Origin of the sequence: Pseudomonas sp. S49, from assembly GCF_009866785.1 — a bacterium.
GTDB lineage: Bacteria > Pseudomonadota > Gammaproteobacteria > Pseudomonadales > Pseudomonadaceae > Aquipseudomonas.
Genome location: NZ_CP019432.1, coordinates 2,495,880 through 2,520,268, shown reverse-complemented (window position 1 = coordinate 2,520,268; position 24,389 = coordinate 2,495,880). Strand labels below are relative to the sequence as shown.

The 24,389-nt window shown below is 60.3% G+C and carries 20 protein-coding genes; 14 read left to right on the top strand and 6 right to left on the bottom strand.

Going from position 1 to position 24,389, the window contains the following annotated elements; translation table 11 throughout:
- Window positions 1–4: 4 nt before the first annotated feature.
- The 11 genes from PspS49_RS11170 (at window position 5) to PspS49_RS11120 (ending at window position 13,017) form a co-directional block, all read left to right on the top strand.
- Window positions 5–1,594, top strand: coding sequence for a Wzz/FepE/Etk N-terminal domain-containing protein (locus PspS49_RS11170; protein WP_127926683.1), 1,590 nt, complete (start codon window positions 5–7; stop codon window positions 1,592–1,594).
- Window positions 1,591–2,682: a glycosyltransferase family 4 protein gene (locus tag PspS49_RS11165; protein ID WP_160039274.1), complete on the top strand. Its 1,092-nt coding sequence runs from the start codon at window positions 1,591–1,593 to the stop codon at window positions 2,680–2,682. The genes PspS49_RS11170 and PspS49_RS11165 overlap by 4 nt, the downstream gene beginning before the upstream one ends.
- Window positions 2,679–4,046: an O-antigen ligase family protein gene (locus tag PspS49_RS11160; RefSeq protein WP_160039272.1), complete on the top strand. Its 1,368-nt coding sequence runs from the start codon at window positions 2,679–2,681 to the stop codon at window positions 4,044–4,046. The genes PspS49_RS11165 and PspS49_RS11160 overlap by 4 nt, the downstream gene beginning before the upstream one ends.
- On the top strand, window positions 4,043–5,011 hold the full coding sequence (locus PspS49_RS11155) for a glycosyltransferase (protein WP_160039270.1): 969 nt from the start codon (window positions 4,043–4,045) through the stop codon (window positions 5,009–5,011). The genes PspS49_RS11160 and PspS49_RS11155 overlap by 4 nt, the downstream gene beginning before the upstream one ends.
- Window positions 5,004–6,140: a glycosyltransferase gene (locus tag PspS49_RS11150; RefSeq protein WP_160039268.1), complete on the top strand. Its 1,137-nt coding sequence runs from the start codon at window positions 5,004–5,006 to the stop codon at window positions 6,138–6,140. Before PspS49_RS11155 ends, PspS49_RS11150 begins: the two co-directional genes overlap by 8 nt.
- Window positions 6,141–6,153: 13 nt before the next feature.
- Window positions 6,154–7,155, top strand: a complete 1,002-nt coding sequence (locus tag PspS49_RS11145; RefSeq protein ID WP_150774468.1) for a polysaccharide deacetylase family protein — start codon at window positions 6,154–6,156, stop codon at window positions 7,153–7,155.
- Window positions 7,152–8,459: an oligosaccharide flippase family protein gene (locus PspS49_RS11140; RefSeq protein ID WP_160039266.1), complete on the top strand. Its 1,308-nt coding sequence runs from the start codon at window positions 7,152–7,154 to the stop codon at window positions 8,457–8,459. The genes PspS49_RS11145 and PspS49_RS11140 overlap by 4 nt, the downstream gene beginning before the upstream one ends.
- The gene (locus tag PspS49_RS11135; RefSeq protein ID WP_160039264.1) at window positions 8,456–10,375 is read left to right on the top strand and encodes a hypothetical protein; all 1,920 of its coding nucleotides are present in this window, start codon (window positions 8,456–8,458) and stop codon (window positions 10,373–10,375) included. Before PspS49_RS11140 ends, PspS49_RS11135 begins: the two co-directional genes overlap by 4 nt.
- Window positions 10,376–10,443: 68 nt before the next feature.
- Entirely contained in the window at window positions 10,444–11,133 is a 690-nt protein-coding gene (locus tag PspS49_RS11130; RefSeq protein ID WP_160039263.1) for a GNAT family protein, read from the top strand.
- Between the two features lie 4 nt (window positions 11,134–11,137).
- Window positions 11,138–12,328: a GNAT family N-acetyltransferase gene (locus tag PspS49_RS11125; RefSeq protein WP_160039261.1), complete on the top strand. Its 1,191-nt coding sequence runs from the start codon at window positions 11,138–11,140 to the stop codon at window positions 12,326–12,328.
- A complete protein-coding gene (locus tag PspS49_RS11120) occupies window positions 12,325–13,017 on the top strand; it encodes an N-acetyltransferase (RefSeq protein ID WP_160039259.1) in 693 nt (230 codons plus the stop codon). Before PspS49_RS11125 ends, PspS49_RS11120 begins: the two co-directional genes overlap by 4 nt.
- Before the next feature lie 136 nt (window positions 13,018–13,153).
- On the opposite strand, the gene PspS49_RS11115 is transcribed toward PspS49_RS11120, so the two are convergent.
- Complete coding sequence (locus PspS49_RS11115; protein ID WP_160039257.1) at window positions 13,154–13,951, bottom strand: class I SAM-dependent methyltransferase; 798 nt, start codon at window positions 13,949–13,951, stop codon at window positions 13,154–13,156.
- A 205-nt stretch (window positions 13,952–14,156) separates the two neighbouring features.
- Here PspS49_RS11115 and PspS49_RS11110 point away from each other — a divergent pair, with 205 nt between their 5' ends.
- The 3 genes from PspS49_RS11110 to PspS49_RS11100 are packed head-to-tail and all read left to right on the top strand — an operon-like array spanning window position 14,157 to window position 15,165.
- Complete coding sequence (locus tag PspS49_RS11110) at window positions 14,157–14,450, top strand: type II toxin-antitoxin system RelE/ParE family toxin (RefSeq protein WP_038369612.1); 294 nt, start codon at window positions 14,157–14,159, stop codon at window positions 14,448–14,450.
- 2 nt (window positions 14,451–14,452) lie between these two features.
- Window positions 14,453–14,761: an addiction module antidote protein gene (locus PspS49_RS11105; RefSeq protein ID WP_122600417.1), complete on the top strand. Its 309-nt coding sequence runs from the start codon at window positions 14,453–14,455 to the stop codon at window positions 14,759–14,761.
- 56 nt (window positions 14,762–14,817) lie between these two features.
- Entirely contained in the window at window positions 14,818–15,165 is a 348-nt protein-coding gene (locus PspS49_RS11100; protein ID WP_160039255.1) for a hypothetical protein, read from the top strand.
- 150 nt (window positions 15,166–15,315) lie between these two features.
- Here PspS49_RS11100 and PspS49_RS11095 read toward each other — a convergent pair whose 3' ends face one another.
- From PspS49_RS11095 to PspS49_RS11075, 5 genes are all read right to left on the bottom strand, one after another.
- On the bottom strand, window positions 15,316–16,758 hold the full coding sequence (locus tag PspS49_RS11095) for a sigma-54 dependent transcriptional regulator (RefSeq protein WP_160039253.1): 1,443 nt from the start codon (window positions 16,756–16,758) through the stop codon (window positions 15,316–15,318).
- On the bottom strand, window positions 16,727–18,217 hold the full coding sequence (locus PspS49_RS11090) for an ATP-binding protein (protein ID WP_160039251.1): 1,491 nt from the start codon (window positions 18,215–18,217) through the stop codon (window positions 16,727–16,729). Before PspS49_RS11090 ends, PspS49_RS11095 begins: the two co-directional genes overlap by 32 nt.
- A 94-nt stretch (window positions 18,218–18,311) precedes the next feature.
- Entirely contained in the window at window positions 18,312–19,415 is a 1,104-nt protein-coding gene (locus PspS49_RS11085) for an SCO family protein (RefSeq protein WP_160039249.1), read from the bottom strand.
- The gene (locus PspS49_RS11080) at window positions 19,412–22,219 is read right to left on the bottom strand and encodes a multicopper oxidase domain-containing protein (protein WP_160039247.1); all 2,808 of its coding nucleotides are present in this window, start codon (window positions 22,217–22,219) and stop codon (window positions 19,412–19,414) included. The genes PspS49_RS11085 and PspS49_RS11080 overlap by 4 nt, the downstream gene beginning before the upstream one ends.
- A gap of 342 nt (window positions 22,220–22,561) precedes the next feature.
- Entirely contained in the window at window positions 22,562–24,010 is a 1,449-nt protein-coding gene (locus tag PspS49_RS11075; RefSeq protein WP_160039245.1) for an ATP-binding protein, read from the bottom strand.
- Window positions 24,011–24,389 lie beyond the last annotated feature (379 nt).

Genomic DNA, 24,389 nt, shown 5'->3' with positions numbered 1-24,389 from the left:
CGACATGAACCCAAAAGAAAATTACCTGCACGAGTTCTTCAGGATTTTCTTCGCCAACAAGCAACTGGTGAAGCGCATCTTCCTGATCTTTGCAGTGATCGCGCTGTTGCTGCCGCTGTTGCTCAAACAGAGCTTCGATATCACCGCGCAGGTGATCGTGCAGTCGAAAAAACTCTCCCAGGGCGATGCGACCACCTCGCTGACCCAGGACAACGCCACCTTCATTCCGCCATCGCTGGCGGACATGGAAACCGAAAGCAATATCCTCCGTTCGCCGGCACTGATTCGTCAGACCATCAGCGAACTGCGCGACCAGGGTCAGTACAACCCGCCGCCGGGGATGCTCAGCAAACTGGCCGAACCGTTCAAGCGTTATGTCAGCACGCCGCTGCGCGAATACGTGATCAATCCGCTGCGTGATGCACTGAGCATGGAAACCGATCCGGTGCGCGACACGGTGCTGGATGGCTTGACCCAGGAAGCCATCGACAATCTGAAGATCGAAACCCTGCCGGGTTCCAATGTCATCTCGATCGTCTACAGCTTCCCAGATCCCGCCCAAGGCACGACGTTCGTTGCCACGCTGTTGCGCAACTATCTGGTCGATCGTCAGGCCTTGCAATCGATCGAGCTGCCGCAATCGTTCTACGAGACCAAGAAGCATCAGTATCAGGTCCGCCTCGACGGTCTGGAAGGCGCACGGTTGAGCCTGTTGGAAAGCGTCGGTTCGTCCGATCCGAAAGAGGAAATCACCTTTCGCCTCAACGCAATCAACACCGAAGAGCAGGCACTCAACCTGTATCGCGATCGCTTGCTGCAAAGCCAGCGCTGGCTCGATTACCTGAAAACCAGCCTGGCCACCGCCAACACCAACAAACTCAATGACTACACCTTTCCGTTCACCTTCACGACGACGGTGGACAACATCGCGTTCGAAGACCGCGAGATCAGGCAGATGGGCGAGGCGCTGACCACTCAGGTCAGCCGTTATATGAACGACCTGGCGATATTTCAGCCCAGCAGCGAACCGATGTTGCTGGCCCGCGAGCAGATTGCCCGCACACGCCAGCAGTTCCTCAAAGTGGTCAATAACCGCATCCAGGAACGCACGATCGACCTGTCGGTGGTCAGCCAGGTCATCGAGCAGAAAACCGCACGCATTGCCGAGTTCAAGAATCGCATCCATCAATTGCAGCAGACCCAAAGCAAGCTGCGCCAGATGGACACCGAGATCGGCGCATTGCACGCAGCGTTCTCAACCTATGCGCAACGCTTTGCCGAAAGCAGCACGACGCGCGCGCTGGATAACGACTTGTCCAACGCCCGTGTCTTGAGCCCGCCGTATGAACCGACCGAGGCGGCGTTTCCGAAACCGATGCTGATCATCCCATTCGGCCTGCTCACCGGACTGCTGCTGGCCATTGCCTTCGTCTATGTACGTGAGTTCTTCGATCACCGCTTCAAGCATCCGGCGCAAATCAGCCATGAACTGGGCCTGCCGGTGCTATTGGTGCTCAACGAAGAAACGTCGCAGCCGGGCAATCCGCACAAGAACTGGACCGTGCCGAGCCTGGTTCACTGGGTGCGCAATTGAACGCGGCGTCCACCCCGTGCGTCGCCCTGCCGATCATTCACTTGCTCAGCAGCGGCGGCTTCTACGGAGCCGAGCGGATGTTGCTGGATCATTGCCTGGCGACGCCGGGGCAGCATCAAGTGCTGTTCCTCGACGGGCCACCAGAGCTGATCGAGCGCTTTCGCCAGGCCGGGGTGGACGCTCGCGCCTGTGCCGGGCTCGGCGGACTGCTGTGGCACTTGCATCAGTGCCGTGGTGACAAGCCGTTGCTCAACACGCACAACTTCAAAGGGCTACTGTTCGGCTGGGTCGGCGCAGCTCTGTTGCGCCTGCCGCTGGTGATCACTCAGCACGGTTTCACCCCGCGCAGTCGCAAGCAGAAGTTCTACACCTGGCTAAGCCTGCAACTGTGCCGCACGGCCTCGGTGAAGCGAGTGGTCTGCGTCGCGCAAAGCATTGCTGCGCTGCACCGTCAGGCCGGCGTCCGTGCCGAGAAGTTGCAGGTGATTGCCAACGGTTTGCCAGCGGCGCCAGCGCTGCCGCCGGCGCTGGAACGACAGCGCTGGCTGGTCGGTTACGTCGGCCGGTTGAGCAGCGAGAAAGGCCCGGATCTGTTTCTCGATGCGCTGATTGCGTTGTGTCACCAGCATCCGCAACTGGACGCCGTGATGCTCGGTGACGGTCCGGAACGTGAGGCCTTGCAGGCGCGTATCGATGCTGCCGGTTTACCACAGCGGATTTGCTTGCCGGGCTATCAGACGGCGATGCAAGGCTGGTGGCAGCAACTCGATGCGCTGGTGATCAGCTCGCGCACCGAGGGCACGCCGATGATTCTGCTCGAAGCGATGCAGGCCGGTGTGCCGGTGGTGGCGTTCGCGGTCGGTGGCATTCCCGATGTCTTGCAGGACCGCCACAACGGCCTGCTCGCCGCACCGACCGATACCGCCGCCCTCGCCCGCCAGCTCGACACGTTGCTGGCCGAACCGAAGCTGGCCGCCCAGCTGCGCGATAACGCCAGACGCACACAACAGGAACGCTACGACCTCAAGGCTTTGGCCGAACGCTGGTCGCAGCTGTACATCCACACGGCACGGGAGGCACGCGCATGATTTTCCCGCTCTCGATCGTCAGCCTGCTGGCACTGGTCTGCATGGCTTTGCTGGTCAGTCCTTATCCGTATCTGGCGCCGGGGGCAGTGCTGGGGCTGCTGGGTTTCACGGTGCTGTACCGCAAACCGTCGTGGGGACTGCTGGGTATTGCCGCGCTGGTGCCGTTTGAAGGATTCTTCAAGGACAGCGCGTTTTCCGGGAGCAAATTCCTCGGTGCTTCGCTGGCGCTGATCCTGGCGTTGCAACTGGCATTGCATCAGATTCCATCGCAGCGTCTGCGCAGCAATCTGTGGCGCTACCTGATCGGTTTCATGGCGCTGTACCTGCTGAGCCTGCTCGCCACCGACAACATGGGCATGTCACAGAGTCATCTGCGTGAGCTGAGCGTGGGCCTGATTCTGTTCGTGATCACTTTGTTGATCGGCCGCGAACTGAACCTCGATCTGTTCGCCCGGCTGGTCACGCTCAGCGTCAGCACGACCTGCGCGATGGCGATGTTTTCCAGCCGATTTCAGGACAAGGGCCGCGCCGCCGGCCTGCTCGAAGACCCGAATGCCTTTGCTCTGCTGATCGCCTTCGCCGTGCCGCTGGGCCTGCTGCTGGTGATTCGCAGCCCGAATCTGCTGCAGCGTTTGTTCTGGGCGGGCTGCTGCCTTTTGCTGCTCGGCGGCATGACCAAAACGGAGTCGCGCTCAGGGCTGGTGGTACTGGCCTTGAGTCTGGCGATCGGGGTCTGGCATTACCGCCAGCACCTCAACCGTATCCGTCCCCGGCATTTCGGATTCGCCATGCTCGGTGCGGCCATCGTGCTGCCATTGGCGATTTATGCGATGCCTGCCGGTTATCTGGCGCGCATCCAGTCGCTGAGTATCTTGAGCGCCGGGGCCAAGGCTCAGGATGAATCCCTCGGCCGTCGCGCCTCGTACATTGTCGTCGGCAGCCAGATCATCCGCGAGCATCCGCTGCTCGGCTCGGGCCCCGGGACCTTCCCGTTGCACTATGCAACCACCGGCTATGCCAAGGCATTCTCGGCCAACCGCAAGATCGGCGACCTGTATCGCCGGGCGCATAACACTTATCTGGAGATCTTCAGCGAATTGGGGATTCCCGCCGGCCTGCTGTTTGTCGGCATGCTCGTGCAGGGTTTCTACAACCTGATCCGCGCACGACGCGAATGGCTGCAACGGCGCGAGTGGCAGCACGCCGACCTGATCACCCATCTTGGAATGAGTTTTCTGTCGTTGACGTTGTTTCTGATGTTTCTCAGCGCGCCGAACCTGAAATACCTGTGGATCATGCTTGCACTGACCTGGGTGCTGCGCCTGAAAGCCGAGCAAGCGCCGCTGACGGAGGCCAAGGCATGAGCCGGATCAGCATCGTCATTCCGATGTACAACGAGGCACGGCACATCGGCCGCACCCTCCTGGCCGCTCGCAAAGCCGCGAACGCCGCCGACATCGACTGTGAGCTGATCGTCGTCGACAACGGTTCCACTGATGACGGGCCACAGATCGCCCGCGCATTCGGTGCACAGGTGCTGGTGCTGCCCGGCCTGCTGATCGGCGCCTTGCGCAATCGTGGCGCTACGGTTGCCAGCGGTGAATGGCTGGCGTTCATTGATGCCGATATCGAAATGCCCGAAAACTGGCTGAGCGAATTGTTCGCTCTCGAAGCGCAGAATCAGGGCGACATTTTTGGCTTGGATCTGCACACCCCCGCCGCCGCGCCGTGGTACGCGACCGCCTGGCAACGGCGCATGTTGCGTCCATCAGCGCACGCCAGTCGCACCGTGGACTGGCTGCCCAGCGCCAACCTGTTGATGCGCAAACGCTGGTTTGACGTCGTCGGCGGATTCAACGAAACCCTGCGCACCGGCGAAGACAAGGAATACACCTTGCGTCTGAGCACACAGGGCGCACGGCTGCTGTCGACCAGTAACAGCATCGCCCTGCATTGGGGCTACGAAATGAACTGGCGCGAGTGGATGGGCAAGGAGCTGTGGCGCCAGGGCAGCCACCTGCAGTTGCTGCGCACCCATGGCATGAGCCTGCGCCTGCTGCGTTTTCCGCTGCTGTCGTTGCTGGTCTGGATGACGGATTTTCTACTGATCGTTGCCTTGCTCGCCGGCCTCGCGCAGCTCGCGATAATCCTGCTGGTACTGACCCTGCTGCCGAGTCTGACGCTCAGCGTGCGGCAGAGTATCAAGCACCACAATGCTCGCCTCACCTTGCAACTGTGGGGTCTGCACTGGTTACGCCTGCACCTGCCCAGCGCGGCACTTGTTCTCAGTCTGTGTCATTGGAACGCCAGGAGGCCCGCCCGTGGCTGAATTCATTTTTTGCCTGTGCCTGCTGCTGCCGGCGTACGCCTACATCGGCTATCCGCTGCTGCTGACCTTGCTGGCGCCGCTGTTCCCGGCCTGGCGGCACGCGCCGGCGCCGCCGCTGAACGTCAGCATCGTCATCGCCGCGCACAACGAGGCGCGACACATCGAGCACAAGTTGCGCACCCTGCTGGCCCAGGATTATCAACCGGCGACGCTGCAGATCATTCTCGCCAGCGACGGCTCGAGCGATGACACCGTGGCCTGCGCGCACAAAGTGATCGATCCGCGCATCACCGTCCTCGACCTGCCGCGCCAGGGCAAAGCCGCCACACTGAATGCCGGCGTTGCCGTGAGCAGCGGCGATATTCTGGTGTTCACCGACGCCGACAACCAATGGTCGCGCGACACCCTCGGCCATTTGCTCGCGCCGTTGAGCGATCCGCAGGTCGGTGCCTGCGCCGGGCATATGGTGATCCCGGTCACCGGTGGTGGCCTGAGTATTGGCGACAGCCTCTATCGGCATTACGAAGGCTGGTTGCGCCGGGTCGAGAATCGCACCGGCTGCATGGTCTCCGCCGACGGCGCCCTGCTCGCCTTGCGCCGCGAGCTGTTCCAGAACGTACCGGCCGAGGTCAACGACGACTTCTTCATCAGTACCTGCGCGCCGGTCGCGCACAAACGCATCGTTTACGTACCCCAGGCGCAAGTGATCGACCAGGGCGTCGACGAAGCGGGCAAGCAATGGCGCCGCCGCCAGCGGGTCACCGTCGGTGGCCTGCAGAGCCTGGCGCAACGCAGCGCCCTGCTGAATCCGTTCAAGTACGGCCTTTATTCCATCGCCTTGATCAGCCACAAACTGATCCGCCGCCTCGCGCCGATTCTCTTGCTGCCGCTGCTGCTGAGCAATTTCTGGCTGTGGAACGAGCACGGTTTCTATCGCCTGAGCCTGGTTGCGCAATTGATCGGTTACGCGGTGGCCATCGCCGGCCTGCTGGATTCGCAACACCGTTTACCGAAACCGTTCCGCCTCGCGGCGTTCCTGCTGGTGACGCTGGCCGGCATGAGCGTCGGTCTGTGGCAGTTCCTGCGCGGGCAACGTTACGCACAGTGGAATCCTGACCAGAATCGTTGAGAGGACTCATGCCATGGCGATCAAACAACTGCTAAAACGCACCAGCGGCTGGCTCTATCTCAACTCGTCAGTGGGGCGCAACCAGTTGCACGGCGCCGGGGTCATTCTGATGCTGCACCGGGTGCTGGCCAACGACCGTGCCGCCAACCTCCCGCACCGCAACGAACTGTGCGTCGGGCCCAAGGCCTTCGAGCATTTACTGCTGTGGCTGCGTCGGCATTTCGATTGCGTGCCGCTGATGGAAATCCTCCAGCCCAATTCGCTGCGCAGCGAGCGCCCACGGGTGGCGCTGACCTTTGATGACGGCTGGCGCGATAACGCCGTCAACGCCTTCCCGCTGCTGCAGAAACATCAGGTACCGGCGAGCATTTTCCTCTCCACCGATTTCATCGGCAGCCGTCAGCGTTTCTGGTGGGAAAGCCTTGGCGAAACCCTGTGGGGCAGCCACGGTGAAAAAGCGCGGATGCACTTGATCGAGTGCCTGCAGTTCATGCATCACCCATTGCCGGTAATGCTCGATGACATCGATGTCGACCGCCGCAGCCTGGCGCTGCTGCATTTCCTCCAAGGGTTGAAGACGCTTGACCCGCAGAAACTGGAAAAACTCACCGATGAGTGCCCAGCCGAATCACAGCCGCAAGCGCTGGACTGGCATCAAGTGCGCGCGCTGGAGGCTTCCGGTCTGGTGCGCTTTGGCCCGCACGGTGCCAGCCACGCCATCCTCACCGGCCTGGATGATCAGCGCCTGAACGAAGAAATCAGCCGCAGCCGCGATGCCTTGTACAACGGCTGCAACCGCCCACTGCCGGTGTATTGCTACCCCAACGGCGACAACGATGAACGCGTGCGCGAGCAGATCGCCAATCACGATTATCCGTTCGCCCTCGGCACCGGTACCGGCATTTATCGCGGCGAAGGCGACCCGCTGAACCTGCCGCGCTTCGGCATCAGTCAGCGCATCGCGTGCAATCCGGCGCTGTTGTCGTGGCGCATTTATCGCGGGGCACGGCCATGAGTCGCGGTAGCTACCTCAAGCATCTGGCCCTGAGCATGGGCACCAAACTGGCAATGATTGCCTTGCGCTTGCTGCGCAATGTGTTGCTGGCACGGATTCTCGGCCCGAGTGAACGCGGTTTGTTCGCCCTGCTCAGCACCTTGCCGGATCTGATCAGCGCGGCGACCAGCGGCGGCTTGAATTCGGCAGTCGGTTATCAAGCGGCCAATCAGCGGCCGATGGGCTTGTTGCTCGCTCAGGTGTTGGTGTTCGGTTGTCTTCTGGCCGGGCTGCTGACCTTGCTGGTGGTCGCGCTGGCCCGTGAGTTCGGCAGCGAACTCGATGTGACGATGCAGCTCGGTCTGCTGGCGTGGCTGTTGCTGCTGGCGGTGCCGCTGACCGTGCTCAAAAGCGGTCTGCTGACCTTGCACAACGCATCGGGCGGCGTGGTCGCCTTCAATGTTCTGCGTCTGATCGAATCCCTCGCGCCGCTGCTGTTGTTTGTCGCGCTGTTCTGGATGTGGAAGGAGGCAGCACTCGAAGCCGCGCTGATCAGTTGGCTGGCCGGCATCAGCCTGGTGGTGCTGGTCGGCTGGATGTGGCTCAAACGCGCACAGCCGCTGCAACTGCGATGGGACCGTGCGAGCCAGAACGAGCTGCTGCGCTTCAGTGCGCGCAGCCATCCGGATCTGCTGTTTCAACAGATCATTCTGCGCTCCGACTACTTGTTTATCGGCGCCCTGCTGGGCAGTACCGCGCTCGGCCACTACGCCATGGCCAGCGCCGCCGCCGAACTGTTGCTGATCGTTCCGGAGGCAGTCACCACACCGCTGATGAAGCGACTGCTGCAACAGGACAAAGGCATGGACAAGGTCACGCCGTTGGCGCTGCGCCTGACCGCCACGGTGATGCTCGGCGCCTGCATCACCATGGCAGTGATCGGCGAATGGCTGATCGTCACCCTGTTCGGTGCGGCGTATCAACCGGCGTATCCGGCGCTGCTCGCCTTGCTGCCCGGCCTGCTGGGCCTGTGCTATGCGAGCATTCTGCGCCTGGATCTGATTGGCAAGGATCGCCCCGGCACGGTGTCGTTGCTGATGGGCATCGGCGCTCTGCTCAACCTCGCGCTGAATCTGCTGTTGATTCCTGCCTACGGCATTGTCGGTGCAGCGGCGGCTTCATCGATCGCCTATCTGGCGGTGACGGTGGCCATGCTGGTGCTTTATTGCCGCTTGAGCAACGTGCCGTTCTGGCAAACCTTGATCATCCTGCCCAGCGACATCACCCCGATGTGGTTGATGCTGCAACGTCGGAAGACAGCATGAAACGCCTGGCCCTGCTGTTCGGACTCGGCCTGACGCTGAACGGTTTCGCGGCGCCGATGCAGTGGGGTGACCTGCGCGACGGCAGTCTGTACCTGCAAGCCAATCGCCCGGACTCGGTCACCGTACGCTGGGTTCCGGCGTGGCAGGCCGAGGCCAATGAAGAGCATATTTATCTGCTCGACGGTCAGGGCAAGTTGCAGGGTGAACGGCTGATCAAGGCCAGCGAAACTCGCGGTTCGCAGAGCTGGTCGTTGCTGCCCGGGGCTGCCAGTTATCGTCTGGAGATTCCCGGCTACAGCTTCCGCAGTTATCGCGTCGAGCATGACGATAAAACAGTGGCGCTGTTCAGTCCGGCCAAAGTGCATTTCAGTGTCGAAACCGGCAATGGCGATGAGCTGTTTTTCCAAGTGGCAGCGGGAGAACACGCGGTGCTGAACGGCAAATACCATGGCGGGGTCAACGCGCTGCAAGCCCAGCGCATAGACGATGGACAACAACTGTCGCTGGCCCTCAAGCCATACCGCGCCTATTGGCAATTCGATCAAGTGGCCTTGCCGGTCAGCGACCGGCCCCAGGTCTGGCGCTTGCGCCTGCAGGGCAGCGGTAAAGCGGCATTCTGGCTCGACGGCACGGCCAATCTGTTTGCGCAAAATCCGCAGCAGCTCCAGCCCTTGCGTGAAGAGCCGGGCCAGGTACGCCTGACCCTGCACGATAAGGTCATCGGTCGCACCCCCGATCTGGGCATTGCCCTGCCCAATCTCATGCCGCCCACGGCCAGTCATGCCGCACTGGATGCCTTGAAACCGGGTGCGGCGAGTTATTACAGCTACGTTGACGTCACTTCGAAAAATACCCGTATCGCAGACCCGGTTCGTCAGCTCTATCAGACTCGCTTCGGCATCCGCCAGGACATCACCCTGCTCGCCGGCACCGGGCGTCAGGCCAATCTGCGCGCCGATGTGCAAAGCAACAACGGCCTTGAGGCGTGGCTCGCCGGCACTCGTGCGCTGGGTGGTCAAGGCACGCATTACATCGGCTTCGCCGACGAACCGAACCTGAACTATTCGAGCTACGAAGATTATCGGGCGATTTTTGTCAGCATGGCCCGCCAGGTGCGCAGCGATCCGGCCAATGCCAAGGCCGGCGTACGTATCGCCATGCCGGCCAGCTCCCGTTTTATCAACGGGCCGTTCACCCGCAACGCAGCGGACAAACGCGGCATCGACTGGGCGCGGCGGCTGCTCAGCGAATCCGCCGATCAAGTCGATGCATTGGCCTGGCATGAATGGATGATCCGCGACTTGCTGGCGACCCGGGTGTACCGCGACAACGTCCGCCGGGCTGCAGACCTGGTGGGGCTGGACGCTAAAGGTCAGCCACGCAAAGCGTTGCTGCTGGATCAGACCAATCTGTCCAGTGGCTCAGCCCTGAGCCCCTACGATCAGGAAACTCACTACACAGCGCTGTGGTGGGCGTCGGTGGTCATCAACGCCTCTCAGGACGGCCTGCTGAGCATGCTCAACTGGTTTCAGGCCGCCGACGAACCGCCCTACGGCAAAGGCATGGTGCGCATACATGACGATGGTCGCTTCGAGCTGAAACCGGTAGGCCTCGCCCAGCAATTCATTGCCCGGCATTGGCTGCCGCAAGTGCTGCAACTGGATAACGACGCTTTTGAGGTAGATGTCCTGGCGATGGCCGGCGACAAGCAGCGCGCACTGCTCGGGGTGAACAAAGGCACGCGCCTGCAACGGGTTGATCTGAGCGGTGCCAAGTGCCCGCTGAATCAAAGCGCCTTGCGTTTCTTCGGCGCTGACAATCGCAGCCGCGACATACCGTTTGCCTGCGAAAACGGGCGCGTACGTTTCGAATTACCGGGGCAAACCCTGTTCGCCCTGAACTGGAGCGCTTCATGAACCGCCCTTCGATGTTCTGTCCCGCGAGCGTCTTGCTGTGCGTGGGACCTTCAACAGGAGAAGAGACCATGGATGTTTTGCAAAGACTCAGCGGACATATCCGTCGTAAAGGCCTGCGAGCGACCTTGGCGAAGATCCGCAGAATGTACATTTTTGACCATCAGGAACTGCTGTGGATGGAGCGCGATCTGGTCAGTCCCGTGCCGCCGCACAACCTCAAACCTTACCCGCCATTGCGCATGCTGAAGATCACCGCAAACAACGCCAGCGCCTTTGCCCGCTACTTCGGCAACCGCGTCGGCGTCATGGCCGAGCTGGCCAGTGACGGTCACACCGGGCATATGCATGTCGACGACAAAGGCGATGCCGTGGCGTTTATCTGGGGCACGCCGCGCGACTATTTCGATCGGCATTACTACCGTTGCCGGTTCCCGGTTAAACCCGGCGAATTTTTCGAGTTCGGCGGCGAACTGACTCGTGCCTACTGGGGCACCGAATTGTCGGTAGATCTGCAACTGCGCCTGTGGGAAGCCATGGCCTTGAAAGGCTGCCGCAAAGTGGTCGATGTCTGTGACTCGAGCAACGTCCCGGCGCTCAAGCTGCACCTGCGCATGGGCTATACCGAACAACAGCGGATCATGAATATCTACACGCTGTTCGGCCGCTGGCGCTTCTATCGCGAAACCCGCTACAGCGGCTCGCGTCTGGCGGCGCTGGGTAAAACTTCCCGTCCACCTGTCAAAGCAACGGCGGCCTGAACCCATGGTGATGCGATTCGAATGGCGCACCTCCCTGTGCGCTGCCGACTTCCCGGCAACAGCCTACGAGGCATTGCGCCTGCGCGTGGCCGACCACACGCCGTTCAACAACCTTGGCTGGTTGTGCGCGGCAGAGCAGGCCCTGGGCGAGGATCAGCGCCTGCACGTTCTGCTCGGCTGGGAAGCCGAGCAATTGCTGCTGTGCCTGCCACTGGTGGCCAGCCGCGAACGCTTCGCTGGTGTGCCGTTTCGCGTTTTGCATCACTTGGGTTATCCAATGGCCGATCGCCTGGCTCTGCTGTCGTTGCTCGGCCGCGAAGACATGCACAAGGCGCTGGTGCTGATCCGTGAACATCTGCCCCATGCGCTGCTGCAACTCAATGAACTGTCGGAACCTGCCGGTGAAGAAAGTGCGCTCACCGAATGGATGGCGCGCAGTTCCACGGCTGAACGACGCCTGAGTTGCCGGGTGCCGGTGCATCTGATCAGCGACGCCGATCATCAGGAGATCTCCGGCGACCCGCGCTACAAGCTGCGTCGGGCGCGCAAACGGATTGCCGCATGCGGTGCACAAGTGCGGCGAATCACCCCCGATGCGCTGTCGATGCCTACGATTTTGGAAGCGCTGCAGGAAGTCGAGTCGGTCAGTTGGAAAGGTGACGAGGGTGTCGGGATTTTCGCCACCGAACGCAGTCGTCAGTGGATGCAAAGCGCTTTCACCGCCCTCGCCGCTCAAGGCCTGGTGCGGGTCGTGACGCTGGAGCTGAACGGCCGCTGCATCAGCTATCGCCTCGGCCTGCTCGAACAGGGCCGCCTCTACGATTACAACCTGGCGTTTTTGCCGCAGTACGCCGACCTCGGTAGCGGCCGGGTGTTGCTGGAGGAATGGATTCGTTGGGGGCTGGATGAGCACTGGCGCTGGATCGATGCGTCGCGGGTCAGCCTGGAAAACTCCAGCCATCAACTGCACGAACGCATGACCGGGCAACTGGAACACTGGCGCTGGAGTTTCTACTCGTGGCGCCCGAGCGGTTTGCTGCTGGGCCTGGGGCTACGCCTTTGGCACCACGTCAAACCGGCCCTGCAAAAATGGCGTGCACCGCGTGCCGGCAACTCGACGGCGGCGAACACATCCGAAATTCAACCGGCAACACCATCCAACACACCTGGGCTAGCGCCTCGGAGGGCATCATGAGCGTCATCGAAAATCTGCTTCTGCGCATCAAACAAAAAGGCCTGCGCCGCACCCTTGGCGCGCTGTGGAAACGTTACGTCTTCGCTCACCGTGAATTGCTGTGGATGGAGCGCGACCTGGTCACGCCGATTGCCCCGAACAAACTGCGCCCGTGTGAAGGCTTGCGCAGAGTCGACATCACCGAGGACAACGCCAAAGCATTCGGCAAGTACTTTGGTGACCGCGTGGAGACCATGGCCGAATTGGCCACTGAAGGGCATACGGGGCATATGTACCTGGACCAGGACGGTCATACCGTCGGGTTTGTCTGGGCCAGCACTCGCGACTATTACGACCGCCACTTCTACCGCTGCACGTTCCCGGTCAAGCCCGGTGAATACTTTCAGTTCGGTGCCGAAATTACCCGGCACTATTTCGGCAGTAGCTTGACCGTCGATGCACAGACCGCACTGTGGCAAGTCATGTCTGCCCGAGGCTTCAAAAAAGTCGTGGATATCTGCGACAACGCCAATGTACAGGCCCTGAAGATGCATATTCGCCTGGGCTATCAGGAACAAGGGCATATCACGCATGTTTACGACCTGTTCGGGCACTGGCGTTTCTTCCGCGAATCGAACTACAGCGATTCAAGGCTGGAGGCGCTGCGCAAGCCGGAAAGACCGGCAGTGACGGTGGCGGCGCAGGCTTGATTCAATCTCAGGATTTGTAGCGGTGGCGAGGCCGCCTTCGCGAGCAGGCTCGCTCCCACACTGGATCTGTGCAGTACACAAAACCAATGTGGGAGCGAGCCTGCTCGCGAAGAGGCCGGTTGTCGCGATCAAGAATTCAGGCCTTGGTGGCAACCAGGGTAAAACACATCGGCATCTGCGCCTCTCGATTCAAATACTGGTCATACACCTCTTCCCGATTCGAATGCGCATACTCCCTGAAGTGCGCAATGTTCAGCCCCGCCCCGATGGCACCACTGAAAATCGCCCCCAGCGTATGCACAAACCAATACGACTTCGCTGCCTGCTGCTCAACCTTGCCGACATAGACAATCGGCTCTTCCTGCACAAACGGCTCGGCGCGGAAGTAGGAACTGGCGAGGCGATACGGATCCTCTGCCTCAGGATCGACCATTTCCAGAAACGGATGAGTTTCGTAGATCACCAGTTTGCCACCCGGTTTCAGGGTCGACGCGACGTGGCGGAAGAACTCGCCGATGTCCGGCATCCAGTTGAGAACACCGATGGTGATCAGCGCCACATCGAAGCGATTGTGCAAAGACGCTGGCAAATGATGGATATCGCTTTCGACGAATTCGGCGCTGTGCGGTGAACGCTTGTTCAGCTCACGGGCCTGTTCAAGAAACGCCAACGACTGATCGACACCGACCACGCTTCTGGCACCGAGGGCAAACAGGGAGAGACTCTCGCGGCCATTGTTGCAGCCCAGTTGAATCACATCCTTGCCATCGACCTCCAGCAACCCGCTCAATGTCTCATCAAGACAAGAGAAATCCGCCTGCGCAACTTCGCCGAGTAAAGCCTGCCAATCAGGCGAATCCTGGTGATGGCGGGCGGAATCGTTCCACGCCTGTCGATTGCTCTCGATGGCGGTTTTATTGTTGGGCACTTCCATGGCGCACTCCGGACGATGCTCGTGATTGAGCGGATCCGAGTCTAGATCAGCCCGGCAATTGCGGTTGTTGCAAACTTGTAAGCCAAACCCTGCGGCAACTCCTACAAATGAGGAAACTCTCGCCTACAAGTACCGACGACTTTTCAAGGTTTGTTAGAAGACTTGGCTGACTGCCTATTTGTATCTACTTGGATACAGTCGAGCAATGAATTATCTTATTCGACAAACAGCCGTCTTCCAGGCTTGGCACCAATCGGTTCGAGACCTGCGGGCCAAGGTGGCCATCGCCCGCCGCATTGATCGGGCCTCAACGGGAAATCTCGGCGATGTTAAATCGGTGGGTGATGGCGTATCTGAAATGCGCGTAGATGTGGGTGCAGGCTATCGGGTGTATTTCACGATGCGTAACGGTGCAGTCATCGTTCTATTGGCTGGAGGCGACAAGTCTTCACAAAGCGCAGACATCCGACGCGCACAAAAAATGGCTAAGGAGGTTTAACCATGAGCCAGACGTTAACGATTTTCGACGTGGCAGCATTGCTGGACAGTGACGAAGCCATCAGCGAATACCTGTCCCAGGTTCTTGCAGACGGGGATAACGAAGAGTTTCTTCGCGCAATCGGCTATGTGCTCAAGGCGCGCGGAATGACGCAGATAGCCAAAACTTCTGGCATGGGTCGCGAAAGTCTGTACAAGGCGTTCGCGCCCGGCGCAAAGCCGCGCTTCGAAACGGTTTTGAAAGTTATGCATGCCCTCGGCATCGATCTTTACGCACAGCCGGGGCATGTGATCAATCACCCGGTTGTTTGAATGTCGGGCAGCTATAGTTAATAGCCTTGGGGAAAACCGCACTCGCAGGTGCCGCCATGCAAATGCTCGATCGGCTGTTGTTGATGGGTTGTCTGCTTGTTGCCTCACAGGCGCAAGCGCTGGACAGCAATTTCAATTATTACGGGCCCAACCAGCCCTTCGCCCACCCTGCTCCGTATTCACTGAGTTCCACGCCGCCCAAGCCTTACGACGATACGGCGCCGCAGGATTTTGTGGTGCTTCCGGGTGACCATGAATTCTCCGATTCGCAGTTGCCGACCGTGGCGGATGCGACGGTGCGGGTGTTTATCCGCACGTACGATGCCGAGCGCGGGATTTATGTGAATGACGAGGTGCTGGATCCGGGTTGTGTGCTGGAGTGTTTGAGTCGGCAGCAGCATTGATCCGGGTTGCCCAAACATTCTGCAGACACCGGATAACCCTGTGGGAGCGAGCTTGCTCGCGAAAGCGGTGGATCAGTCACTTTGATGTTGCCTGACACACCGCATTCGCGAGCAAGCTCGCTCCCACAGGGGAAATGCGGTGTGTCTGGGTTACCACTGCCGTTTATCCGGTCGGGCCAAGCCGAGTTTTTCGATGCGGTAACGCAGCATGTCGCGGCTCAGGCCCAGCAGGCGTGCAGATTTGGTGACGTTCCAGTCGGTCTTGTCGAGCATCTTGCGCACCATGTCGCGTTCGACTTCAGGCAGGTTCATCGACTCCATATTGCTCGCTGGACGCGGTTCGTAGGGCGACATTGGTTCGTAATGTTGATGCTGGTGCTGCGGCGGCAACTCATCACACAGGCTCATGCACACGTTCAACTGATGCGCGGCAATCGTGTCGCTCGGCGCCAGCAACACCGTTTGCTCGAGCATGTTGCGCAGTTCGCGCACGTTGCCCGGCCAGGTGTAACTGAGCAGCAACTCCTCGGCCTGCTGGCTGAAATGCAGATTCGGCTTGCCATAACGTTTGCCGTGACTGGCGAGGAAGTGCCGCGCCAGCAACAGAATGTCATCGCCACGGGCGTAAAGCCGCGGCACTTTGATCGAAATGATCCGCAGACGGAAAAACAGATCGCGGCGGAATTTGCCCTGCTGGACCATCTGCTCAAGGTTGCAGTTGGTCGCGCTGATCACCCGCAGATTGACCTTGCGCTCCTTCACCGAGCCGACCCGGCGAATGGTGCGATCCTCCAGCAACTTCAGAATCTTCGCCTGCAACAGCAGATCCATCTCGCCAATCTCATCAAGAAACAGCGTGCCGCCATCCGCGGCTTCCACCAGCCCGACGCGGCGATCCTTGGCGTCAGTGAACGCACCCTTCTCATGCCCGAACAACTCCGACTCGACCAGATTCGACGGGATCGACGCACAGTTGAATTCAATAAACGGACCTTTGCTGCGCGGGCCGTCGAAGTGCAGCGCCCGCGCCACCAACTCTTTGCCGGTGCCGGTCTCGCCTTCGACTAAAACCGGAGGGAGATCGGTGTTGGCCATGCGCCGCTCGGCGTCGAGCAACTGGCCGATAGTGTTCTTCAGATACTGCATCGGCGCCGAGTCGCCAATCAGCGCCTGCACCCCGGATTTCTGCGCCTCGCGCTCCTGATAGAACGACAGCGTGCGCTCCATCCGTTCGGTGGCCAGGGCCTTGTCGAGCAGCAGTTTGAGTTCCGCCAGCGCCACCGGTTTGGTGACGTAATGAAAGGCGCCCTCCTTCATCGCCACCACGGCGTCTTCGACGTTGCCGTAGCCGGTCATCATGATCACTTTGAGATCCGGCGCGCTGATGCGCAGCTTCTGGATCAGCTCGTGCCCGCTCATGCCCGGCAGCGAGTTGTCGGTCAGCACGATGTCGGGCATGAAAGTTTCCAGTTGCCCCAGCGCGTCCTCGGCCGAATGGCAGACGGTCACCTCGAAGTCTTTGCGCTCCAGGTAGGTCTGAATATTTTCGGCCAACAGTTCGTCATCCTCGACCAGCAGAATGCTGTGTTCCATATTCCCCTCCCGATGCCACTTTGAAGTTGAGACTGACGCGGGTTCCTTCCTGCTCGCGGCTGGTCAGCACGACCGAACCTTCAAAACGCTCCATGATTCTTTTGACCAACGCCAGGCCAACCCCGAGGCCGCCCTGTTTGGTGGTGAAAAACGGTTTGAACACCAACAGTTGCTGCTGCGCGCTCATGCCCTTGCCGGTGTCGCTCACAGTCAGACGCACGCTGTCGGGCTGCGGCGATTCGAACTCGACGGTGAGCACACCGCCCTTGGGCATGGCTTCGAGGGCGTTGGCAAACAGGCTATTGAGTATTTGCGTCAGCAGCACCTTTTGACTGACGACCGGCGCGCAATTCTGCGGTGTGAAGCGCACTTCGACGTTGCAGCGTTTGATCAATGCTTCGAAGGCGCCAACGGTGTCTTCGACCGCCATCACCAGATCCACCGCCTCGCCGTCGTCATTCATCGGCCGCAGCGACACCAGCAACTCACGTACCCAGCGTGACATGCGATCGACCTGACTGATGATGTCGCCAATATTGCGTTGCGCACCGGGGCTGGCGACTTCCTGGGCCAGTTCGGCGCTGGAGCGAATGGTCGCCAGCGGATTACGCAGGCTGTGCGCCACCGCCGAGGACATCTCGCCGAGGGCGACAAAGGTTTCGTTGCTGATCAACTGTTGCTGCTGGCTCTGCAGCAATTTCGCCGCGCGGCGGACGATCCAGAACAAGGCTAGAAAGATCGCCGCACCGCCGAAGCAAGTCGCCGCCCAGATCGAGGCGAACCCACGGTCGATGCGATCGACCAGATCCGCCGGCTCCTTGTAGACCTCAACCATGGCGACGACTTTGCTTTTGTCGGCGTTGAACATCGGGATGTAGTTCTCGATGAACAGGTATTTCGGTTCGCGCAACATTTGCTGCTCGGGTTTCTCATCGTCGATCTTGTGGTAGCTGGAAGACACCGGCACTTTCATCTCGAATGATTCGTCGAGCTCATCGTCATCCTTGATGTGCACACCGATAAGCTCAGCGTTGGTCGACCAGATCACCGTGCGATCCAGCGCATAAACGGTCGCGAGCAAAATATCCGGCAGGTGTTCGACGTGATCGAGAAATTCAGTACGCGCTGAAGCCTGTAACGCCGGATCAACATCGGGGTACTGGTTGTCCTGACGCGGGTCGAGCATTTCGCCCATCGTCCGGTTCGGATTGATTTTGGCGTGACGCATTTCCGCCGCGCCAATGGCCTCAACGAATTGCGCGGTCAGCAGCGCATCGCGCTCGACACTTTCGGTGACCACGAAGCGTGTGGAGATATAACCCAGCCCCAACGCCACGGCGGCGATGATGAAAAAACTCGCGAGCGAGAACCAGCGCAGTAGATTGAACTGCTCGCGCCAGCCCTTGCACGCGACCGATGGGTTCGGTGCAGAGGTTTTTTGTGCTTCCAGTCGCTGCATGGGAGTGGCCCTGGAGTTTTATATCGCGCTGCTTACAGCCATCAGTGTAGGTGGCTCTGACCGCGACACACGGTTCAATGATGCTATTTCGCCGCTACCGCATCCGACTCACCGTCGCGGCTGAATCGCCCGGTTTTACTGGCGTCAAAGCACCGTCGGTCATGGCCGCAGTGGACGGTTGCTGACGCTCGGTTTCATCGCTGAGGAAGTCGATGATCGACTGCGCGGACTGCTCGTCGAGGCGCAGGTTGGGCATCGGAATTCGCTCGAATTGTTCATACAGTTGCAACGCGATCGGATCTTTTTCCGCGAGCAGGCGATCCGGTTCGCGAATCCAGCGGTTCAGCCATTTCGGATCTCGATTACGCGTTACACCAATCAGATCGGGGCCGATGCTGCGCATGCCGAGGCCCTGCCCATCCATTGGGCCGAGGCTGTGACACGAGGCGCAGCGGGTGCGGAACAGTTCTTCGCCATTGCTCGGCGGGCGAATGTCCGGGGCATTGGCGTAGCTTTCTTCGATGCTCGGCTGCTTCCAGTTCTGCAAGGTGTTGGCCAGTTGATCGGCGAGGATCCACGGGTTCTCGAACGGCGAGGCCTTCATCCAGCGCCCGGTGGTCTGGTTGCCGACGATCAGGCTGAGGTTGTGATCCTTGTTGCGGCCATTGTCGACGCCTTCGATAAACAGCCCGAGCTTCTTGCGCAGATCGGTGACGTCTTCGAATTCGCCGGTGAGAAACTTCCAGCCGGGGCCAACCTTGAAACGTTGTGAATAGGCCTTGAGCACTTCGGGGGTGTCGCTGATCGGGTCGATGCTGATCGAGTAGAAAAAGATGTCCTGCCCGACCCGATCACCGAGCAGTTTCTGCACTTGGCGCAGGCGTGCGGTTTCCAGTGGGCAGGAATCGCTGCAGGACGTGAAGATGAAGTTGATCACCACCACTTTGTTCTTGATCAGGTCATCGAAGAAATGCACCTGCCGACCGTCCTGATCGGTCAGCAAAGTATTGGGGAAATAGTCGCCACCCCACGGGGTGGCGGATTCGCTCGCCGCTGACGGCTCGCCGACACTGGCCTGGTGCGCCAGCAGCACGCGGCTGCCGAGCACACAGGCCACCAGCAGCAGCACCAGGTGCATGCCCAGCGCCCGGGAGCGCGGGGTATGCACAGGTTGGCTGTCACCGTGGCGGCGGTTCATGGCTTGACCACCACTTGTGGGCCCATACCGTCGCCGTTGCGGAAAGTTGGCAGCGCGGCGGAGTTGACGTAGCGCACACCGTCCCAGCTTGGCAGCGGTGTCGGCATCAACTGCAGTTGTCCGGGTTTCTCCAGGTCCCAACGCAGCAGCATCGAGTTGTCCTCATGCTGGGTGTTGTGACAGTGCTCCATGTACGTCCCGGCGAACTCGCGGAAGTTGATCGCCATCTCTACGCTGTCCAGCCCATCGTTTTCCGAACCGATCCGGTAGACGTCCTTGCGTGCCCATTTTTCCCACTCTGGCGGGGCCTTGCCGCCGCGACTGAGGATGATCCCCTCCTCGAAGTGCACATGCACCGGATGGCTCCAGCCCGTGCCACCAGCCTTGATGTTCCACACCTCCAGAGTGCCGAACCCGGTGACACCGGCATCGGTCGGGCCGCTGGACAACTGGGTCGAAGCATTCAAGCGACGCGGGTCCATGTGGAAGCCGAAGCCGCCATCGGTCTTGACCGTCCATGGCGCTTCATCGGTGCCGTCGGAGCGGCCGAAGGTGAAGGTGCGGTGGCGAGCCTTGGCTAGCACGGCTTTGTCGGCGGCGTTTTCGCGGTGGAGCTTCAGCGGGATCATCACCAGCCCTTCAGCCTTGCCGGGTTTGGCCGGTTCGTAGGCTGCCGGGTTCATCGCCAGATCCTGGCCGGTGTAAGCCTTGACGTTGAGCTGCAAGACCTTGCCCACCGCCGGATCGCCTCTGTCCCACTGCGGGCCCTTGCTGGTCTGTTTGATCACCGCCAGGTATCTCTCCGACAGGATGTCGCCCAGCGGGATGACATCTTTGGGTCCCTTGCCGTCGTCGTGAGCCTGCAGGTTGACGAAAAACAGCTTGTCCCCCGGTTTGATGCCGTTTTTCGAGAAGTTGACGATGATGTCGAAGCGCTCGGCGATACCCTGAGTCGGCAGGATCGCGTTGTGGTTCTGTTTATCGCCATCGGCATCGAGATCCATGCTGCCGTCAAACGGTACGCTGTGCTCCATGATGTTGCCGTCGTTGGCGATCATGTGGAACGGCACACGGCTGTACGACACACCGGAGTTTTTCGGCCCCTGAAACTCGCCACCGCTGCCTTTGATTTCCCGCACCAGCGCCAGTTTGAAGTAGCGCGACACCGAGCCGTTGAGAATGCGGAAGCGATAGCTGCGTGCGCGCACGTCGAGGGTCGGTTTCCACTGCCAGTTGACCAGTAACTGGTCACCGAGGAAGCCGTCGGTGTTGAACGGGTTGAACCACAACTGCCCTTCCTGATCCCAGGCCTTGTCGGCAAACACCAGGTTGACGTCGTAGTCACGGTTGCCCCATGGCAAGGCGCTGCCGCTGGGCAGACGCAGGTTGACGCCGTCGTCCACCGACTCGTTGCCGCGATCCAGCGCGCTGTAGTAGTTCATCATCGCCGCGTTGCCCTTGTAGACGTTCTGCGCGGTGAAATCGAGCATGTGATCGTGGAACCAGTGGGTGCTCATAGTCTCGCGCCAGTCGCCACGGATTTTGATCGTGCCGTGGTCGCAGGTTTTCTTCGCGGGGGCCAGGTCGTTGACCCACAAGGTTTCACCCGGTGCGCAAGGGAACGCCGCACGTGGGTCTTCAGCCTTGGTGTTGATGCTGTCGTAACCGGCAAGCTGGATCGGCCAGCGATAGTCATAGAACTGCCCCGGGAAGAAGAACGCGTTGGCATAGCCGTCGCTTTCCGCCGGCGCGTGACCGTTGTGCTCGTGGGTGCTGATCGTATGCAAACCGAATCCACGGTTGGCCGACGGGTCGATCGGCAAGCCGTTGTAGTGACGCATCATCACCGGTTGGCCGTAGCGCACCATCAACAGTTTTGGCGGCAACGTGCCGTCGAAGGTCCACACCGAGTTGTGGTTTTGCGCCGGCATGGCCGGGTGGAAACGCGGGTCGACACCTTTGGCGGTGCCATCGGTCAGCGGTACGCCGGCGACGTTGTGATACAGGCCGCCGGGGCCGAATTCACCGACGGCGTAATGGTGCATTTGCACGCTGTCACGCAGGCCACCATTGAGGCGTGCACCGGTCTGTACGGTTTTGTAAGCGACTTGCGGGTAGAACTCGTTCCAGCGCTGGTGCGCCCAGCCTTTTCCGGGTGGCCGACCTTCGGCGGACGAGCCGATGTGCCGGTTGAGGTACACCTCGATCTGCGCCTGCCACGGGTTGCGGTCGACGACGTTGGCGAACTGGCTGGGGAATGGCGTCAGCCCCGGTTGCCGCAGGAACGCATCAAGGGCGGTGCCGGGTGGTGCGCTGCGAGCGACGTTGTTCGGATCTTGGGCCGGTGCCGGGCCGATCGCGGCGGGCGGAAACGGCAGCGGCGCGGCCGGGGTGGTCGGGTCGAGTTTTTCCGGGCCGAATTCTTCGAACAGGGTCAACTGCTGGGTGAACGGCTGCGCGCCATAGAGCGGGCTCGGCTTGCCGTTGGTGGGGTAGTTGAAACTGGTTTGCACGGAGGGTGGCAGGACGTTTTCGATACGCGTTTCAGCGCGATCGCCTTTGACCCCGTCAGGTAGATCGAAGGAGTCTTCGTTGGCCTCCGGCATTGTCAGAATGGCGTTTAGCGCGCCAGCGCGGTCGGCCGGTTCGTCGTAGTACGCCGACGGGTCGGAGACTTCTGGCTGTCGCTCGTCATCAATGGGACTGGCGCGGACGCCGGCCATGGTGCCGAGGGTCAACATCAGAAAGACGCTCAAACGCGTCAGCAGGAAAGTGTTGCTTGGTTTACGCGTTGTTCTGTCCATCACCAGCCGCCTCATCAAGGAAGGGGTGATGGTGTTTTGCAACTAGTGCGCCAAGAAATTATTTCCAGTTGTTACAGGGAGTTGAGGATGCTGTGGGTTTCCCCACTCCCCGGTGACCGGGGCTTGACACCCACTGATGGGGGAAGTTCATAAATTTTGGTCCGTGAAATTCTGCAGCGGTGGAAGTGTTGATCGTTCCCACGCTCTGCGTGGGAATGCCTCAAGGGACGCTCCGCGTTCCATGGGACGCAGAGCGTCCCCGGCTGCATTCCCACGCAGAGCGAGGGAACGATCAGTCGATAGATCGCAGTCTTCGGCAGTCCGCGAAATGGAAAAGACCCGTCATTGGACTAATTGGAATGCCAATCGAACCGAGGTGCCCTCGCCTTCGCGGCTGTCGAGGGTCACGCCGCCACCGAAGCGCTCCATAATGCGTTTGACCAGCACCAGACCGACCCCGAGACCGCCAGACTTGGTGGTGAAAAACGGCCGGAACGCCATGGTCCGTTGCTCTTCGTTCATGCCTTTACCCGTGTCGCTGAGCACCACGCACACGCCACGGTCGTCGCTCGGTTCCAGGCTGACGGTCAGCGTGCCGCCCTTGTCCATCGCCTCCAGTGCATTGGCCAGCAGGCTGTTGAGGATCTGTGTCAGTTGCACAGGCTGGCTGAGCACCATGGGTGTGTGCTGCGGATGAAACACCACCTGCACGCCGGCTCTGGCGATCTGCTGTTCAAACCCGACAAGGCTTTCGTGCAGCGCTGCCACCAGATTCACCGGTTCCGGATCATCGTTGAGCGGACGCAGCGATTGCAGCAGTTCGCGTACCCATTTCGACATGCGATCGACCTGGCCAATGATGTCCTTGATGTTCTTCTCTGCCGGGCCGGCGTCGAACTCCAGCGCCAGTTCAGCGCTGGAACGAATGGTCGCCAGCGGATTGCGCAAACTGTGCGCCACGGCGGAAGACATCTCGCCCAAGGCGACAAAGGTTTCATTGGCGATAAGTTGTTTCTGCTGGGCGGCGAGCAGAATCGCCGCACGCCGCACGATCCAGTACAGGCCCAAATAGATCAGTCCGCCGCCAAGCGCGGTGGCCAGCCAGATCAGCACCATCCCACGCTCCATGCGTGCGATCAGATCCTTGGGTTCCTTGTAGATCTCGACCATCGCCGTGACGTTTTTGCCCTCAGCGTCGAACAGCGGGATGTAGTTCTCGATGAAGATGTAGTCCGGCGGCGTGATGAATTTCTGTTCTTCGCGGGCCTTGTCGACGTCGTGATAACTGGCGGACACCGGGATTTTTTCGTTAAAGGCGCGATCGAGATCTTCATCGGCATGAATGTTGGTGCCAATGAGCGCGGGGTTGGTTGACCAGATCACCTGGCGGTCGGGCGCATAAATATTGGCGAGAATCACGTCCGGCAAGTGTTCGATGTGATCGAGAAACTCGCCCCTTGCATCGGCCCGGGCTTGCGGACTGACGTCGGGAAAATTCGTGTCCTGACGTGGGTCGAGCAATTCACCCATCGTGCGGATATTGGGAATGGAAACGTGACGCACCTCGGCCGAAGCGATGGCCTGTATGAACTGCGCGGTGAGCAAGGCATCGCGCTGCACGCTTTCATCAATGACAAAACGCGTCGACACCGCGCCAAGCGCTATGGCCACGGTACCAATCACCGCCATGCTGATCAGCGAAAACCAGCGCAGCAGGTTGAACGACTGCTTGCGCGAGCCCAAGCGCAGATTGCCCTCCTCGACCGGAAGCGATTTCGACTGCATGTTCATGGCGGCGACTTCTCTATACGTCCCTATAGGGTTATAGCCCACGGGTGGGGGTTTGCCCGGTTGCGGGGATATCGCCCCGGTTGAGTTGATCCCACAGACACCGCTAATCCCTTGTAGGAGTGAGCCTGCTCGCGATCGCGGTGGGCCAGTCGACATTTTCATTACAGACACACCGCTATCGCGAGCAGGCTCACTCCTACAGGGGGTTTGTGTACGGCGGGCAATGATGGTCATCCCCACCGTCCCCGATTCTGGGGAATGACGCCCTTTCCCCGCTGGCCACAAACCCCAACCTCACACCTGCAAACCCCTCTAATCCGGCCCTCTGCCGCCCATTCACCGCACCTTGGCATGGAAGGTGTACAGGCCCTGTGCAACT

Bases quoted from the DNA above. Each gene is read 5' to 3' on its own strand.
- PspS49_RS11090 (WP_160039251.1), bottom strand. From the start codon at position 18,217: ATGCAGCGACTGGAAGCACAAAAAACCTCTGCACCGAACCCATCGGTC.
- PspS49_RS11130 (WP_160039263.1), top strand. From the start codon at position 10,444: ATGGATGTTTTGCAAAGACTCAGCGGACATATCCGTCGTAAAGGCCTG.
- PspS49_RS11140 (WP_160039266.1), top strand. From the start codon at position 7,152: ATGAGTCGCGGTAGCTACCTCAAGCATCTGGCCCTGAGCATGGGCACC.
- PspS49_RS11105 (WP_122600417.1), top strand. From the start codon at position 14,453: ATGAGCCAGACGTTAACGATTTTCGACGTGGCAGCATTGCTGGACAGT.
- PspS49_RS11160 (WP_160039272.1), top strand. From the start codon at position 2,679: ATGATTTTCCCGCTCTCGATCGTCAGCCTGCTGGCACTGGTCTGCATG.
- PspS49_RS11075 (WP_160039245.1), bottom strand. From the start codon at position 24,010: ATGAACATGCAGTCGAAATCGCTTCCGGTCGAGGAGGGCAATCTGCGC.
- PspS49_RS11155 (WP_160039270.1), top strand. From the start codon at position 4,043: ATGAGCCGGATCAGCATCGTCATTCCGATGTACAACGAGGCACGGCAC.
- PspS49_RS11145 (WP_150774468.1), top strand. From the start codon at position 6,154: ATGGCGATCAAACAACTGCTAAAACGCACCAGCGGCTGGCTCTATCTC.
- PspS49_RS11170 (WP_127926683.1), top strand. From the start codon at position 5: ATGAACCCAAAAGAAAATTACCTGCACGAGTTCTTCAGGATTTTCTTC.
- PspS49_RS11115 (WP_160039257.1), bottom strand. From the start codon at position 13,951: ATGGAAGTGCCCAACAATAAAACCGCCATCGAGAGCAATCGACAGGCG.
- PspS49_RS11080 (WP_160039247.1), bottom strand. From the start codon at position 22,219: ATGGACAGAACAACGCGTAAACCAAGCAACACTTTCCTGCTGACGCGT.
- PspS49_RS11085 (WP_160039249.1), bottom strand. From the start codon at position 19,415: ATGAACCGCCGCCACGGTGACAGCCAACCTGTGCATACCCCGCGCTCC.
- PspS49_RS11110 (WP_038369612.1), top strand. From the start codon at position 14,157: ATGAATTATCTTATTCGACAAACAGCCGTCTTCCAGGCTTGGCACCAA.
- PspS49_RS11125 (WP_160039261.1), top strand. From the start codon at position 11,138: ATGGTGATGCGATTCGAATGGCGCACCTCCCTGTGCGCTGCCGACTTC.
- PspS49_RS11135 (WP_160039264.1), top strand. From the start codon at position 8,456: ATGAAACGCCTGGCCCTGCTGTTCGGACTCGGCCTGACGCTGAACGGT.
- PspS49_RS11095 (WP_160039253.1), bottom strand. From the start codon at position 16,758: ATGGAACACAGCATTCTGCTGGTCGAGGATGACGAACTGTTGGCCGAA.
- PspS49_RS11100 (WP_160039255.1), top strand. From the start codon at position 14,818: ATGCAAATGCTCGATCGGCTGTTGTTGATGGGTTGTCTGCTTGTTGCC.
- PspS49_RS11120 (WP_160039259.1), top strand. From the start codon at position 12,325: ATGAGCGTCATCGAAAATCTGCTTCTGCGCATCAAACAAAAAGGCCTG.